This window comes from Caballeronia sp. S22 (assembly GCF_964261745.1).
GTDB classification, from domain to species: domain Bacteria; phylum Pseudomonadota; class Gammaproteobacteria; order Burkholderiales; family Burkholderiaceae; genus Caballeronia; species Caballeronia jiangsuensis.
The window spans coordinates 682,866-698,404 of sequence record NZ_OZ180040.1; the positions used below are offsets into that span (position 1 = coordinate 682,866).

Annotated in this window: 11 protein-coding genes; 5 read left to right on the forward strand and 6 right to left on the reverse strand. The window is 61.7% G+C overall.

The features are described 5' to 3' along the window. Positions 1-20 precede the first annotated feature (20 nt). The 3 genes from ACEN42_RS41580 to ACEN42_RS41590 all read left to right on the forward strand — a co-directional run bounded on the left by ACEN42_RS41580 (position 21) and on the right by ACEN42_RS41590 (position 3,549). Positions 21-812, forward strand: coding sequence for a hypothetical protein (locus tag ACEN42_RS41580; RefSeq protein WP_371884155.1), 792 nt, complete (start codon positions 21-23; stop codon positions 810-812). 25 nt (positions 813-837) lie between these two features. Further along, entirely contained in the window at positions 838-1,866 is a 1,029-nt protein-coding gene (locus tag ACEN42_RS41585; protein WP_371884156.1) for an ABC transporter substrate-binding protein, read from the forward strand. 336 nt (positions 1,867-2,202) lie between these two features. Further along, positions 2,203-3,549 (forward strand): 2-hydroxycarboxylate transporter family protein, encoded by a 1,347-nt coding sequence (locus ACEN42_RS41590; RefSeq protein ID WP_371884691.1) that lies wholly within the window; start codon positions 2,203-2,205, stop codon positions 3,547-3,549. An 821-nt stretch (positions 3,550-4,370) separates the two neighbouring features. Here the strand turns inward: ACEN42_RS41590 and ACEN42_RS41595 are convergent. The 6 genes from ACEN42_RS41595 to ACEN42_RS41620 form a co-directional block, all read right to left on the reverse strand. Next, the gene (locus ACEN42_RS41595; RefSeq protein WP_371884157.1) at positions 4,371-4,823 is read right to left on the reverse strand and encodes a hypothetical protein; all 453 of its coding nucleotides are present in this window, start codon (positions 4,821-4,823) and stop codon (positions 4,371-4,373) included. 28 nt (positions 4,824-4,851) lie between these two features. Beyond that, positions 4,852-5,634, reverse strand: coding sequence for a hypothetical protein (locus ACEN42_RS41600; protein ID WP_371884158.1), 783 nt, complete (start codon positions 5,632-5,634; stop codon positions 4,852-4,854). A 71-nt stretch (positions 5,635-5,705) separates the two neighbouring features. Then, on the reverse strand, positions 5,706-8,819 hold the full coding sequence (locus ACEN42_RS41605) for an efflux RND transporter permease subunit (RefSeq protein WP_371884159.1): 3,114 nt from the start codon (positions 8,817-8,819) through the stop codon (positions 5,706-5,708). Continuing rightward, the gene (locus ACEN42_RS41610; protein WP_371884160.1) at positions 8,816-10,027 is read right to left on the reverse strand and encodes an efflux RND transporter periplasmic adaptor subunit; all 1,212 of its coding nucleotides are present in this window, start codon (positions 10,025-10,027) and stop codon (positions 8,816-8,818) included. The genes ACEN42_RS41605 and ACEN42_RS41610 overlap by 4 nt, the downstream gene beginning before the upstream one ends. Then, on the reverse strand, positions 10,024-11,481 hold the full coding sequence (locus ACEN42_RS41615; protein ID WP_371884161.1) for an efflux transporter outer membrane subunit: 1,458 nt from the start codon (positions 11,479-11,481) through the stop codon (positions 10,024-10,026). Before ACEN42_RS41615 ends, ACEN42_RS41610 begins: the two co-directional genes overlap by 4 nt. 113 nt (positions 11,482-11,594) lie before the next feature. Next, positions 11,595-12,275, reverse strand: coding sequence for a response regulator (locus ACEN42_RS41620; protein ID WP_371884162.1), 681 nt, complete (start codon positions 12,273-12,275; stop codon positions 11,595-11,597). Positions 12,276-12,424: 149 nt separating this feature from the next. On the opposite strand from ACEN42_RS41620, the gene ACEN42_RS41625 reads away from it, so the two are divergent. Together ACEN42_RS41625 and ACEN42_RS41630 are read left to right on the forward strand one after the other, a co-directional pair. Then, the gene (locus ACEN42_RS41625) at positions 12,425-13,108 is read left to right on the forward strand and encodes a response regulator transcription factor (RefSeq protein ID WP_371884163.1); all 684 of its coding nucleotides are present in this window, start codon (positions 12,425-12,427) and stop codon (positions 13,106-13,108) included. Beyond that, positions 13,095-14,459, forward strand: coding sequence for a sensor histidine kinase (locus ACEN42_RS41630; RefSeq protein ID WP_371884164.1), 1,365 nt, complete (start codon positions 13,095-13,097; stop codon positions 14,457-14,459). Before ACEN42_RS41625 ends, ACEN42_RS41630 begins: the two co-directional genes overlap by 14 nt. The last annotated feature ends 1,080 nt before the right edge of the window (positions 14,460-15,539 follow it).

Sequence of the window (15,539 nt, forward strand, 5' to 3'; positions counted from 1 at the left end):
CGTCTTCGACAAACGTTCTCATGAAACCTATCTCGATTCGCACCTTCGGCCGCGTCTTCGCGACGGCCGCCGCGCTGACCGGCGCGCTGCAGGCTGGTACCGCGAGCGCGGGCCCCACTGATGGCGACGCACTATCGCTGATCATCACTTACCAGACCGCACCCGGGAATCGGCCGGCGCTGCGCCACGAGCTCGAGCAGTCGACCGCGCAGGAGCTCGCCCGCTGGAAGCGGGACGGGCACCTCCAGCAATACAACGTCCTGTTCAATCGCTACGTCGACTCTGACAACTGGGACGCGATGACCGTCCTGACGTTCTCGACGCCGGAAGATCTCTACCGCTGGCGCGCAGTCGAGCGTGAGCGGCCGGCCGCGCTGTCCGGCAAGGGGCTCGCGGTAGCGACGTCGATCCACACGGCGCCAGTCGACGCGAAGCGTGCCGCCGCGCTCCAAGCGAAGTTACCGAACGCCGTGTATGTCGTCATTCCGTACAAGACGCTCGTGTCGGCTAACGAGTACGAGAAATACGCGGACGGGTACGTGATTCCGCAGTTCAAGGGTTGGATGGATGAGGGCGTGCTCGCCGGATATTCGCTGTACACGAGCCAGTTCCCGGCGGGACGGCCTTGGAATGCGATGGTGCTGCTTCAGTACAAGGACGAGGCTGCGCTGAGTGCGCGCGAGGCGGTGGTCGCAAAGGTCCGAGAGCGCCTGAAGAACAACCCGGACTGGAAGGCGATCAGCGACAGCAAGAAAAACGTGCGGAATGAGGAACAGGTCGTGATTGCCGATTCCATTGCCGAGAATGAATGATGCAACTGCCCTAAGGAGCCCATCCATGAAGAGACTCACCCTTGCCGTGCTCGCGGCGTGCATCTCCACAGGCCACGCGGCGGCCGCGCAACCGCCCACACCCGACGCGGCTGCAGCGCCGCAACGCATCGTCGTCCTCGTAGACGAGATCAAGGCGATCCGCAATTTTCCGGTCGTGCTCGCCGAGCACCTCGGCTACCTCGACGACGGCAAGACGACAGTTACGCTGATGAACATTCGCGACGACGTATCGACGGCCGACATGCTGAAGGACGGCCGGGTCGACGCCGTTGTCGCCTACTACCATCACAACATCGTCAACCAGGCTCACGGGATCGACACTGAAGCGATCGTCACGCTCGGTGTGACGCCGGGCGCGAAGGTGCTCATAGCGAACCAGGCGAAGAACAAGTACCGCCGCCCCGCCGACCTGAAAGGGGCGCGCTTCATCGCAGGCGGCGCAGGTTCGTCGAAGAGCACGGTGGCGAACGCGCTGGTGCTTGCGGGCGGACTCGGGATCGGTGACTACACGCGCCTCGGCACCGAAGGCAAGGAAAAGAATGTCGAAGCATTACGCGGCGGCGCAGCCGATTTCGTCGTCGCGCCAACGCCGGAAGGCGACGTCTACGAGGCAAAGGGCGTCGCGACCGTGTTCGCGGATCTGACGACGGTCGACGGCACGCGCCAGAGCCTGGGCACGCTGTTTCCGTCGAGCACGGTCTATATGTCGAGCGCACGCGTACACGCCCATCCCGAGATTGCGGGGCATCTCGCGGGCGCGTTTGTGCGGACGCTGAAGTACATCAACACCCATACGCCGGAGGAAATCATGGCCGTGATTCCGCCGGAAATAGTTGGCAAGGACCGCACCGCGTATCTGAAGGTGCTGAAGGAAGAGATACCCATGTTCGCGAACGACGGGCGGATGCCGGCCGATGGCGCGGCGAACGAATTGCGGGTGCTCACGGCGGCTAATCCGGCGTATGCGTCGGTGAAGGTCGATCAGACCTACACGAACGCGTTCGTCGATACCGCGCTGCGCGCGACGCATTGAGCGCGCGACGCATTGAGCGATATTTCGCGCTTCGGGAGAGCGGCATCCTCTGCGCATTGACGGCCTTGAGGGCGTTGACGGCGTGCACGTCGTGCCCGCTTATCACTCAACCACGGCCGCCGCCGGTGCAGCGGAGCGTGCCGGGCGCGGCGCTCGCCGGCACGAACGTACCGCCAGGACCCTGCTCGCCCGGACGACGGCCGAAATACGGTGAACGCCGGCGTCGCCAGTACTGGTCAACCGACACAACGATGGGTCGGCGTCACACGTCGCCGGCCCTGACAGAGCAAGGAGGCATTTGTGCACATCACACCCCATACCGAACCGCACGACGATGTGCCGCAAGCAAGCACCCCGACGGAAACGGCGTCATCGACAAACAAGAAGCGCTTCTGGCCCGAGGGCTGGTGGAAGCTGATGGAAACGCGCATCGGCGTCATTCCGCTGCCGGTGTACGTGCTGCTGCTCGGCCTGATCGCCGGGTTCGCGGTGACGGGCAAGGTGCCCGGCGAAATCTCGATGGCGATCGCCGTGCTCGCCTTCTTCGGCTTCACCTGCGCCGAGATCGGCAAGCGCATGCCGCTCGTGCGCAACATCGGCGCGGCCGCGATCTTCGCGACCTTCATTCCGTCGGCGCTCACCTACTACCATCTGCTGCCGAAGCCGATCCTGCATCTCACGACGGAGTTCACGAAGCAGACCAACTTCCTCTATCTCTTCATCGCGTCGATCATCGTCGGCAGCATTCTGAGCATGGACCGGCGCGTGCTGATCCAGGGCTTCGTCAAGATCTTCATTCCGCTCGCCGCAGGCTCGATCGTGGCGGCGATCGTGGGCACGCTGGTCGGCACCGCGCTCGGACTCGGCGCGCGTCACACGCTGCTCTATATCGTCGTGCCGATCATGGCGGGCGGCGTCGGCGAAGGCGCGATTCCGCTGTCGGTGGGCTACTCGGAGATCATGCATCTGCCGCAGGGCGAGCTTTTCGCGCAGGTCTTGCCGCCCGTGATGCTCGGCAGTCTCACCGCGATCGTGCTGTCCGGCGTGCTCGACATGGTCGGCCGCCGCTTTCCGCATCTGACGGGCCAGGGCCGTTTGCAAGTCGGCGAGCAGGACGAGATGGACCCGGTGAAAGAAGAGATCAGCGGGCATATCGACGTGACGCACATCGCGGCGGCGGGCATCACGGCGATCACGCTGTATCTGCTCGGCCTGATGTGCAGAAACATCTTCGGCCTGCCGGCGCCGGTGGCGATGCTGTTCCTGGCGGTGCTGGTGAAGCTCGCGCGCGCGGTGTCGCCGCAGCTTCAGGAAGGCGCGTTTGTGGTGTACAAGTTCTTCTCGACGGCGGTGACGTATCCGCTGCTGTTCGCGATCGGCGTGGCGATGACGCCGTGGGACAAGCTGATGGCGGCGTTCACCCTCGCCAATATCGTGACGATCGTCGTGACGGTGGCGACGCTGATGGGCACGGGCTTCGTGGTGGGCCGGCTGATGAAGATGTACCCTATCGACACCGCGATCGTGAACGCCTGCCACAGCGGCCAGGGCGGCACGGGCGACGTGGCGATTCTCACCGCCGCGAACCGCATGACGCTGATGCCCTTCGCGCAGATCGCGACCCGCATCGGCGGTGCAATCGTGGTCACGCTGACCTTGCTGGTACTGGCACACTTCGGATGAGAAGGGCAGCGCGCACAGGGAGAAAGCCCAGGTCAGACGCCGACTATGACGAACCATTCGGCCACGAGACGGGGTAGGTCAACCACCCTCAATCGGCTCGCCGTCGGGCCCGTAGCATACAATTCGTACGAGTCTTTGTGAACGGATTCCTGGGCTCTTGACTCACGCGTGCCGACTCACAATGTAAAACAGGGCGGCTATGGGCGTAACCTGTCCATTCTATGTGGTGCATGCATCGAACGCGCAAAGCGGCGTGGTTAGACCGAGATCAGGCCTCTACAGGAATCGATCCTTCAGCGTCAGTCCTTGAACACAACTCAGCTAAAAATGAAAGCTCACACACCTTTATTCGCGGGCGTAGCAGTCGTGCCAGCTGCTGCCTATTCGCAAATGGTCAATAACGAGTCTGCGCAAGTCCGCCCTGCAAGTGTTTATACGACGTTGCTCGAGGGTCCGGTTGCATCACTCGTCAGTGATGAAGTGAATCGTCCCGACGTGCAATCGATCGCTATTCTTGGCTATAACTGATCGAGCAGCGCCAGTCAGACCGAACCATCTGGGCGATTGAAGTCCGGAATGCCAATCGCCGGTGGCCCACCTGTCCGTGTGAGGCACCGCCGGCTCCGCCGACGCAGTCATGTTCACGGCGCGACACAGCGGCTGTCGAACGTTCACGGTCGCGCATTGCAGTCTGTCGCGCTCGGCCTTCTTGTCGGTAGGGTTCAAGCTGATTGAAGGGGTCGAGCAAACCTGTAGGAAGATTCGTCATGCAGATTAAATTGTCCTTGTCTGTAGCCATTTCCACATAGCGGTTTCCCCGGTTATATTTTGCCTTGTAGCCGGTCAAAGGTTTTCACCAGATTAGCCATTGCCATCTTGCAGTCTGTTTGGGTCGGCGCGTCAGCGCGCAGTGCATCCAACGCGCGGTCAATGGCGTTGTCAAGCAAATGCCATTCGTCGGCAGCACGAGGCTTCAAACCGGCTTCGGCCGAATCCCAGGCAAGCTCCAGATCCTTGATTCGCGTCTTTGCTGCCGGCAGATCGTTCCTGTCAACGATGGCGGCCACGTCAACTGCGATGCTGCGGAACGCTGAGAGGTCGCCGAGCCTGGAGCTCGAGTTGGCGTGTGATGTCGATGCGGCCTGCGTATTTGAGCGGGGCGATGCGTCGCTGTCGTTTTGATCGGTGGACTTGGAACAACCATCGAAGAGGACTAAGCACAGGATCGCCGAACCGGCGACAATTGAGCGGGAAAAAGCGTATTTTGTGAGCATATCTTCTCCTCGAGAAATTGGAAGCGGACTATTGGACAGCTTTGGCGCACCGGTGTGCGTTCATTCGACCTTGGGCGATGGCAACCAGGGTGACGATCAGCGAGAGGAACAGAGCACTGGTTCCCATTGCGCCGATTCCGAGTCCACCGTACGTCTTGTCCTGCGTAAGTAGATCGCCGAAAGATGCTCCAAACGGACGGGTCAGAATGTAGGCAATCCAGAAGCACAGTACAGCGTTGCCGCGGATGCACCAGATGGTATATGTGAGGCCGATCAGCATGCCAAAATCAAAGACACCCCAGGAAAAGCCGAGTCCCAGAGCCTCAGTAGTCAGGTCGCCGGCAGCGGTGCCCGACGCGAACGTGCATAGGACGGCCGCCCAATAGAAAAGCTCCTGGCGGCGAGTCACGATGTCGTGAATGGAAAGGGTTCGTTCGACCCGATACCAGGCCAGGAAGATTGCAGCGAGCGTCATGGCGAACACTGCGGTGCTCAGATAAAGGCTGATGCCCAGTCTATCGGTCAGCGCATCGGTGAGTTGGGTCCCAACAACGCTTACCAATACCACGGTTAGCCAATAAATCCACGGGGTGTAGTGTCGTGTACGCAACTGCAGAAACAAGGCAATCGCCAGCATTGCGGCCATGACTAGTCCGGTAACCGCTGAGCCCCAACCCAAGTTAACGCTCAAATAATCGGCGCCGGTTTCTCCCACTGTTGTCGACATGATCTTGATGATCCAGAAGGACAGCGTGATGTTTGGGACTTTGCTGGGCCAATCGCTTGACTTTACCGTGGGCATGCTATTCATGGATTTCTCCCGCGATTCACCTTTGGGTTATCTTTCCGCTCGACCAGGAGTGAGCGAAAAGATCTGATGCGTTACTGGATCGTTGCCCGTTCCACCGATGCCATGTCCCGCACGCGTCGCCTGGCGAGCCAGTGGGACAGTCGATCAAACCATAAATGCACGACGGGTGTAGTAAAGAGGGTGAGCATCTGGGAAACGATCAGTCCGCCGACGATTGAGATGCCAAGCGGCACGCGCAACTCCGCACCGGCACCGTGGCCGAGCGCAAGTGGAAGCGCTCCAAACAGCGCGGCGAGCGTGGTCATCATGATTGGCCGGAAGCGCAGCACACACGCTTGACGAATCGCCTCGACGGGCGAGAGCCCTTGCTCACGTTCGGCCACGAGGGCGAAATCAATCATCATGATCGCGTTCTTCTTCACAATGCCAATAAGAAGAATCACACCGATCATCCCCATGATTGATAGGTCCTGCCCACATAGCATCAGAGCGAGCAGGGCGCCGATACCCGCCGAGGGCAGCGTCGAGATGATCGTGAGCGGATGAATGGCGCTTTCATACAGGACGCCGAGCACGAGGTAGACGGCGATCAAGGCCGCGGCGATCAGGTACGGCTCGCTCTGCAACGACGCCTGAAACGCCTGCGCAGTGCCTTGGAAGGTGCCTGTAATCGAATCGGGTTTGCCAACGGTGGCCTCGGCCTTGTGTATGGCCGTCACTGCGTTGCCGAGCGACTCACCAGGCGCGAGGTTGAACGAGATCGTCACGGAAGGGAAAAGACCCTGATGATTCACGGAGATCGGCGAAACATTGTTGTCGACCCTCGCAAGCGTGCTGAGCGGCACGAGCTGGCTCGTCAGTGGCGAACGGATGTAGAGGTGAGTCAGTGCATCGGTCGTCAGTTGATACTTTGGATCCACTTCCTCGATGACGTGATACTGATTGAGTTGGGTGAACATCGTCGCGATTTGGCGCTGGCCGAAGGCGTCGTAGAGCGTGTCGTCGACCATCTGCGCGGTAATGCCAAACCGAGCCGCGGTGTTGCGGTCGATCACGAGCGTCGCGCTGGTCGCGGAAGCCTGCTGGTCCGAGGTGACATCGGCGAGTTCGGGCAGGCTCGCGAGCTTTTTGGTCAGCACTTGCGCCCAATGATTCAGTTGGGCGATGTCCGAGCTTTGCAACGTGTACTGGTACTGCGCCGCGCTGATGCGCCCGCCGACTTGGATGTCCTGGCGAACCTGCATCGACAGTGAAATGCCTTGCACGGTCGCGAGTTTCGGCTTAAGGCGGCTCAGCACCTGTCCCGCGCTGGCGGTACGGGTATCGAACGGCTTCAGATTGATCATCATGCGGCCCTGGCTCACGGTGGGATTCGGCCCGACCCAGAAATAGACGTTGCCCACCGCCGGATCGGCCTCGATGATCGCTCCGAGTTCACGCATTTTTTTGGCCATCGCGCGCGGCGAGATGTCGGGCGCGGCCTGGGTCACGCCCATGATGAGTCCGGAGTCTTCCTGCGGAAAAAAGCCTTTCGGGATCGCGATGAACAGAGCCCCAGTGGCGAGCACGGTCGCCATCGTCACGGCGAGCATGATGTTCTGGTGCTGCAGTACGCGATCGAGCCCCCGTTCGTAGGCGCGCTCCATCGCGACGAAGCCTTTTTCAAGCCAGCGCTCGGTTGTCTTTAGCCAACCGCGGTCGGTGCCCGGCGGCTGGATGAGCCAGCCGCACAACATCGGCGTGACGGTCAAGGAGACGATCGACGACATGACGATCGCTGCGCTCACGGTCACGGCGAACTCGCGAAAAAGCCGCCCGACGATGCCCCCCATCAACAGGATCGGAATGAACACGGCGACAAGCGAGATTGTCATCGAGACGATCGTAAAGCGCACCTCTCGCGCCCCAAGCAATGCCGCGCGCATCTTTGGCACCCCTTCCTCAATATGTCGCATCACATTCTCGATGACGACGATCGCATCATCGACCACGAAGCCGACGGCGATCGTCAGGCCCATTAGTGACAGATTGTCGAGGCTGTAACCGAGCAGGTACATCACGCCGAAGGTCGCGACGAGCGAGAGCGGAATGGTCAGACTGGGTATGACCGTCGCCCACACGTTGCGGAGGAACGAGAAGATAACCATCACGACGAGCGCGATGGTTAAAATGAGCGTGAACTGCACATCGCGTACGGATGCGTCGATGGTCTGCGTGCGGTCGCCGACCACATGCAGGTTGGCCGCCGCCGGAAGGCTCGCCTGCAGCGCCGGCAGCCGCGCCTTGATATTCGCGATGGTCTGCACGACGTTGAAACCGGGCTGCTTGTGAACGTCGAGGATGATCGCGCGGTCATGCTGAAGCCAAGCTGCCTGCTGTGTATCCTCGGGCGCGTCGATGACAGTTCCGAGGTCCTGAACGCGCACCGGTGCGCCGTTCTTGTAGGCCACCACGAGGTCGCGATAGTCAGCAGCACTGGTGAGCTGGTCGGTCGCGTTGAAGACAACCGATCGGTCCGTTCCATTTAGGCTGCCTTTGGGAGCATTGACGGTCTGCACCCCGACGATCGAACGGACGTCCTCCAGCGTAAGTCCGCGTGCAGTAAGCTTGTCCGGGTCGAGCCGGATGCGCACGGCCGGCCGCTGCTGTCCATGGAAATCGACGAGACCGACACCCGGCATCTGCGAGATCTGCTGCGCGAGATAGTTTTCGGCGTAGTCGTCGAGTTGCGTCAGGGTCAAAGACGAGGACGTCAGCGCGAGCGAGAGCATCGTGAAGTCGGCCGGATTTACCTTCTCGTAAGTAGGGGGGTTCGGCAGGTTCTTCGGCAACTGGCCGCCGGCCGCGTTGATTGCGGTCTGCACGTCCTGTGCCGCACCGTTAATATCACGCGACAGATCGAACTGTACGGTAATGCCGGTCGTTCCGAGTGAGCTCGCAGAGGTCATCTGCGTGATGCCCGAAATATTGGAGAGCTGCCGCTCAAGTGGTGTCGCGACCGAGGTGGCCATCGTCTCCGCACTGGCACCGGGGAGCTTTGCGACAATCTGGATGGTCGGAAAATCGACCTGCGGCAGCGGCGCGACAGGTAACAAAAAATATGCGACTACGCCAGCGAGCAATACGGCGATGGCGAGAAAAGCGGTCGCGATGCGTCGTTCGATGAAACGTTCGAGCAGGCTCATGATGCGTCTCCCGTACGGTTTGCCGCATGGCCCGGCGCTTCGGCCGTCGTCGCGACGATGCTCGCCGTGACGCGCACGCCGGGATTCAGCCTGCTCTGCCCGTCGAGGACGACGAGGTCCGCCGACGTGACGCCCGAGCGAACCTCGGTCATGCCGTCAACGCTCGCTCCCGTCATCACGGGGCGCAGTTGCGCGCGGCCGTCCGCCGCGACGACATACAGCTGCGTGCCATCCTGCGTATTGACGATCGCTCGGCTCGGTACGGCGACGCGGCTGAGATCGGTCCGCACGAGAACGCGCGCGTTGACCAGCTCGCCCGGCCAGAGCTTGCGGTCTTTGTTCGCGAAGGATGCTTTGAGTCTGACCTGTCCGGTGGCGGAGTCCACCATGCTGTCGATGAAGACGAGCTGGCCGTCGGCCAGCGCGGCGCTGCCCGCGCGCGTTGTGACGTGAACCGGCAGCGGCGCCTTCGCGTGATTGTCGAGCAGCTCGGGCAAGATATCCTGCGGCACGGAGAAGACCACGGTTATCGGCTCCATTTGCGTGACGGTTGCGATGCCCGTCGCATCGCCTGCGCGCACGATCGCGCCGATGTCCGCCTCGCGCGCGCCCACGCGCCCGTCAAAGGGCGCATAGAGCGTCGTGAAGCCGAGTTGGAGCCTGATGTTCTGTACGAACGCGGCGTCGGCGGCCACCATCGCAGCGTACGAGGCCACCTGCGCTTTCGCGTTGTCGACGCTCTGCGAGGTAGCCGCGCCAATACCCACCAGCTTCGTGTATCGGTCGAGGTCCAGCCGGGCATTGTCGAGGCTCGCCTGATCCTTGCGCTGAGCGGCCTCAGCCTGCTGCAATTGCGCCTTCAACGGCCCTTGGTCGAGCTGAGCGAGCAGTTGGCCAGCCTGCACGTCCTGACCTTCAGTGAACGCGATGCGTTGCAATTGGCCGTCGACGCGCACCTTCACGTCGACCGTGTTAATCGCTTGAACGGCCCCGGTGGCGGCCACCCGGACAGGGAAGTCTTGCCGCACCGGATGTCCGGCGTTGACCGGCACCGGTGCAACTGCGGCTGGCGGCGGATGTTTGGGCCACAGCCACCATCCGGCGAGGGTGACGAAGGCGACCATTGCGGCGATCAGCAGCAAGCCGCCTCGTCCGCCGCTGCGATCGTGGCGGGGCGCATTCTCGCGCGGAAGATCGTCGATTTTCATGAGGTGGACGGATTCGTGGAAGGGGTGGGGCTCATGTCGGCGGCCTCGGTTACGCCAAAGCCGCCGCCGAAGGCGCGGTACACGCTCACCGACGCTTGCAGGCGGGCAAGGCGCGCCTGCAAGAGGGTGTCCTCGGCCTGGTAGCGCGTACGCTGTGCGTCAAGCACCGTCAGAAAGTCGATCGTGCCGAGTCGGTACTGCGCTTCGGCGAGCGTGGCCGCCTTCGCCGCGGCGTCGGCGGCGCTTCGGTTAGCCGCCTCGACGAGTTCCTGCTGATGCGCGGTTGTCAGCGAATCCTCGACTTCTTGCAAGGCGGTGATCACCGTCTGCTGGTAATCGGCGATGCTTTTCGCCGCTGCGCCCTGGCTCGTGTGAAGCTGCCCGCGCAATGCGCCGCCGTCGAAGAGCGGGGCGACCAGCGCCGCCGCGATGCTCGCGAACGGGCTTGACAGGAAGTGTGAAAGCGACTTGCTGGCAAGTCCGCCGTCGGCCGTGAGTACGAGGCTCGGCAAGAACGCGGCGCGCGCCGCGCCGACATCGAAATTGGCCGACTGCACCTGCGCTTCCTTCGCACGAACGTCGGGCCGCGTTTGCAGCAGGCTCGCCGGAAGACCGGGACGTGGTTGCGGGACCGGGATGCCAGTAAGCGGCACCTCCTGTACCGCGAATTGCTCCGGTGCGCGGCCGGTTAGCACGGCCAATGCGTGTTGCGCAATTTCGAGCTGTTGTTCCAGTGCCGGGACTGCGGCCTGAAACGTCGCAAGCGCGTTGCGCTGCTGCTGCACCTGAAGTTCTGTCGCGACGCCCGCTGCCTGCTGGGCGAGGAGCAATTGCAGGACACGGGAGGCGTCGTCGGCGATCGTGCGGGCGAGCGCCAGCCGCCGCCGCAGGCTTTGTACGCTGAAGTATGTGTCAACCACTGACGCGGTCAGAGTGAGCGCGACCGTGTCACGATCAAATTCGGATGCGCGCGCGAGCAACGCGGATGCGTCGGCGGTTGCGGCGTTCAGGCCCCAGAAGTCAACTTCGTAGTGTGCTTCGGCAAACAGGCTTTGGCCCTTGCTGTTCGATCCGTGATGGCCACCCTGATGACTGCGGTCGAAGCTTGCGCCGGCTGAGAGCGTCGGATACTGCGCCGCCCCCGCTTTTTCCGCGACGCCTCGCGCCTCCTCGACCGCGGCGACCGCCGACGCCAGCGAGTAGTTGTGAGCGAGGCTGTCGTCGACGAGCGCATCGAGCGCAGGGTCGCGGTAGGCGCGCCACCAGCCGGCGCGCACCGGTACAGTTGCGTCGAGCGAACCCGAAGGCGCGCCCGCGAAAGCGCTGGGCATCGGCGTATCGGGCCGTTGATACGCGGGCACGAGCGAACAGCCAGCGACAAGCGTTGTCATTACGCAAGTAATGATGGGAAGCAGACGAATCGACGACGGCGCCGATCCAGGCAGCCAGGACATGAAAGAAACCTCTCGCAACACGGATGGTGCGAGCTTAGTCAACGTGTCCTGTCAGGTCATTCGCGCGAAGATTAAATTTCGTTCATGCACACTAGGACGTACCCGAGAAGCGATCAGCGGGGGATTGCGCTCAGCATGTAGCCTCCACCGATCACCGTGTGAATAAGCGGAACCGCAAAATCACGATCCACCTTCTTGCGCAGACGATGAACGTGCATGTCTACGATACTGCCGCGCGGCTCGAAGTCGTAGTTCCAGGCGGCCTCCAGCAGCATGCTGCGCGTGACAACCTGTCCTTCGTGACGCATCAAGTATTCGAGCAGCAGAAACTCCCGATGCTGCAACAGCAGGTCGCGGCCTGCGCGCGTGCCGGAACGCGCACGCCGGTCGAGCGTGAGGTCCGCACAGTGCAAGAGGACGTCCAAACGCTGTCGGTCCGCGCGGCGGGCGAGCGCCTCCACTCTCGCGAGCAGTTCCGCAAACGCGTAAGGTTTGGCAAGATAGTCGTCACAACCGGCGCGGATGCCTTCCACACGCTCGCACAATTCGCCTGCAGCAGAAAGCATCAGAACGGGTGTGTCGCTGCCTCCGGCACGCAACTGGCGAACAAGTGCGAGACCATCGAGCGCGGGCAGCCGCCGATCCGTGACGATCACGTCGTAGATGGGCTCTCGCGCGTAGGTAAGACCGGTTGCGCCATCGTCGACCTGATCGACGATATGGCCGGTCTCGGTTAGGCCGCGCGTTAGGAACTGGCTCGTGCGCGGGTCGTCTTCGATCAGCAAGATGCGCATGCGTGGATCACGGGAGTCGCCTGGATTAAAATTCTTTCACGTTCGCGCGAAATCGTTGAAGGGTGCAGGGCGGCATACTGCATTCGCGTGATTCCTAGCGTAGCGCAAATCGAAAACGCGCGACATACTCATTCCGCGGATCAAACGGCATGTCAAAGGTATTAGTGGTCGAGGACGACGAACAGACGCTCGCCGAAATCGTCGAGGCGCTCACCGATCACGGATGTGCGGTCGATACGGCGCCGACGGGCAAGGACGGCCTAGTTCATGCGGTGAGCAACGACTACGACGCCATCGTGCTCGATCGTATGCTGCCTGGAGGTCTGGAGGGGCTCGGGATGCTCGCGGCGCTGCGTGGCGCAGGCATTCAAACGCCGGTGCTGATCCTGAGCGCCTTGTCCGCTGTCGACGAGCGTGTGCGCGGCCTGCGTGCCGGTGGTGATGACTATCTGACCAAGCCGTTCGATTTCATTGAACTCACGGCGCGTCTCGACGCCCTGATGCGCCGCCGCGATAGCGCGCCCGGCGTACAGACCTATCAGGTCGGACCGCTTCGGCTCGATCTGCTCAAGCGCGAAGTCATGTGCTCGGGGCAGCTCATCGCGTTGCTACCGCGCGAGTATCGGCTGCTCGAGTATCTGATGGAGCACGAGGGGCAGGTCGTAAGCCGGACGATGCTCTTCGAGGCGGTATGGGACTATCGGCTCGAAGAGCGCACCAACGTGATCGACGTGCATATTAGCCGGCTCAGAAAAAAGCTCGACGCATGTGGCCATGCGCCAATGATCGAAACCGTCCGCGGATCGGGGTACATGCTGCGTGCGCCTGACTGACCTTCACCGAACGACGGGCTTTCGTCTTGCGACGCTGTTTCTCGCCTTGTTCGGCGCCGCTGCGCTTGTGCTCTTCAGCTACCTGTACGTGGAGATCACCGGATTCGAGAAGGAGCGCATCGACGACTGGCTCGTGCGCGAGAACGCCTCGCTCAGGCGTGAGTCGGCGACCGATCTCGCTGCGAACTTCGACCAGCAGAGTCAGTACGACACGCGGCGCCAACGCCCGTTCGGTCTTTTCGATCCGGGCGGGCACCGCATCGCTGGGGGGTATGCGGCCGATTTGCCGACAATCCCCTATTTCGACAAACCGTTTCCCGCGCGGCTCGAAGGACTGCCTGGACACGCGCCCGCGCGATGCATTGCCGCCCGCTTGCCGGACGCGCGCATTGCTCTGCAGTGCCAGAACATTCGCGATCTCGATCACTTCGACGAGGAGTTGCTACACGCGCTCGTGAGCGCAGGGGTACTCACGCTTTCGGTGGGGCTGTTGGGCGCGGTCCTGATCGGCGTCGGCTCGATGCGGCGCCTCGACGCGGTGACGGCTTCGATCAAGGAGATCGTCGCCGGTGATCTGAGTCGACGCCTTCCGGTGCATGCGAAGAATGACGATCTGGACCGGCTCGTCCGCGTGGTGAACGACATGCTCGACGAGATCGAACGCCTGATGCACGAGGTGAAGGGCGTTTGCGATGCGATCGCGCATGATCTTCGCACGCCGCTTACACGACTGATTGGGAGCCTCGAACGGGCCCAGCGGCGCGCGATGAACGAAGCCGAATACCGAGCCACGATCGACGACGTGATCACGGAAGCGTTCGGGATCCAGCGCACGTTCAACGCGATGTTGCGCATCTCGGAGATCGAGAGCGGTGCTCGCCGCGAGCATTTCGCCGAGGTTGATCTTGGAGCCGTCGCCGCCGACGTGTTCGAGTTCTACGAGCCGGCTGCCGACGAGCGCAAGATCTCGTTCACGCTACATCGCGACGAATCATCCCGCTTCGCGACGCAAGGCGATGCGAACCTGCTATTCGAGGCCGTCGCCAATCTTACGGAAAATGCCATCAAGTTCGCGCCGGCAGAGGGTCATGTGGAAATCGAACTGTTTCGCAACCAGGATGACATGGGTATCCGCGTCATCGATGACGGCCCGGGCATCGCGCTCGAGGAGCGCGATGCCGTCCTCAGGCGCTTCTATCGAGGCGAGGCGAGTCGGCACACGCCAGGAAGCGGACTTGGACTGAGCCTTGTCAATGCCGTCGCGGGGATGCATGGCATGAGCGTGTGTTTCGAGGACGCCCAATGCGGTTGTCGCATAGCACTCGTCAAGCGCGCAAAGGCGTCAAGCTAGGTACAAAATCCCCGTGCGACACGTGTCGCCGTCCGCCGGACATAAATCGGCAAGGTAGTGGATGGCAAAGTCTGTTTCTGTCTTGTCACGCGCGGCTCGCCGTGCCGTGCCGTGACCTGCCGTACGACCGGCAGTTGCCTCGTATGGTAGTTCAGACCGATGATCCATCGGTGCCCGGGCCTACGTCATCGGAACGGCCATTCACTTTCCGGACCATGACACGACGTCAATCGTGGCCGCCAGCGCAGAACGGACGCCTGCCAACGAAGCGGCAGCCACTGCTTTGCCATCGTGGAGGGACGATGCCGCACGCCCCAGCATCCTCAAGTTCATTGCGGACGTGACGCACGAGGGCTCCGCGACTTACGTCCCTCTCGAGGCTCGTATCGCGGGGTCTTTGATAACGATGGCATCCTCTGGAGCGAGCAGGCTATGCCGTTTCAGTTGTCGTTCATGATTGAGCAACTGAAATCAAAGCCGCCCAGCATCGGGAGTGGCTACGCAATCCCGCTTTCAAGGCGCTCCTTGCGCGCGACAATGTTGTGCTCGCGCAGAACAGAAAGGCTTTGCTCGAACTGCTAGCGGTGACCTTGTTTGCGGTGACTGGGCTCTCGCCAATATCAAGAGAAGCCAAAGCTCGGTCCTGTATAAGCTTAATTAGCTATCTAACTATCGATTCGCTAGCTATTCCAGTCACTGGTTGAACGTGAGAGAGGGTCCGGTGGGCTTGCCAAGAAGCCGCCACTCGCATCTCACAGGCGCTTGCCCAATCCAGGCCGGTGGCACCCGCCAGTCCGAGGTACTTCGTGACCATGCCCTTGGAAATGCCCAGCGACGTGGCGATCGTGCGAGAAACCGCCGTCGAACTTATATAAGTCGTACAACCGTCGTTGATACATGCGCATGTTAATCCGGTGCGCGGGCATGTTCTCTCCGGCCAAAAGCTGGCGAGCGTAAAGATAGTTTGACATAAAGGAATTTAGCGTTTTTAATATGGAGCACTAATGTAACTGCGTGTCAAGCACGGACGATTCCGTCTATGATGCTTGCTCGTCGCCGTACAAGTTTTCACAGGCCAGG

Bases quoted from the DNA above. Each gene is read 5' to 3' on its own strand.
- ACEN42_RS41615 (WP_371884161.1), bottom strand. From the start codon at position 11,481: ATGTCCTGGCTGCCTGGATCGGCGCCGTCGTCGATTCGTCTGCTTCCC.
- ACEN42_RS41610 (WP_371884160.1), bottom strand. From the start codon at position 10,027: ATGAAAATCGACGATCTTCCGCGCGAGAATGCGCCCCGCCACGATCGC.
- ACEN42_RS41580 (WP_371884155.1), top strand. From the start codon at position 21: ATGAAACCTATCTCGATTCGCACCTTCGGCCGCGTCTTCGCGACGGCC.
- ACEN42_RS41605 (WP_371884159.1), bottom strand. From the start codon at position 8,819: ATGAGCCTGCTCGAACGTTTCATCGAACGACGCATCGCGACCGCTTTT.
- ACEN42_RS41625 (WP_371884163.1), top strand. From the start codon at position 12,425: ATGTCAAAGGTATTAGTGGTCGAGGACGACGAACAGACGCTCGCCGAA.
- ACEN42_RS41600 (WP_371884158.1), bottom strand. From the start codon at position 5,634: ATGAATAGCATGCCCACGGTAAAGTCAAGCGATTGGCCCAGCAAAGTC.
- ACEN42_RS41620 (WP_371884162.1), bottom strand. From the start codon at position 12,275: ATGCGCATCTTGCTGATCGAAGACGACCCGCGCACGAGCCAGTTCCTA.
- ACEN42_RS41585 (WP_371884156.1), top strand. From the start codon at position 838: ATGAAGAGACTCACCCTTGCCGTGCTCGCGGCGTGCATCTCCACAGGC.
- ACEN42_RS41595 (WP_371884157.1), bottom strand. From the start codon at position 4,823: ATGCTCACAAAATACGCTTTTTCCCGCTCAATTGTCGCCGGTTCGGCG.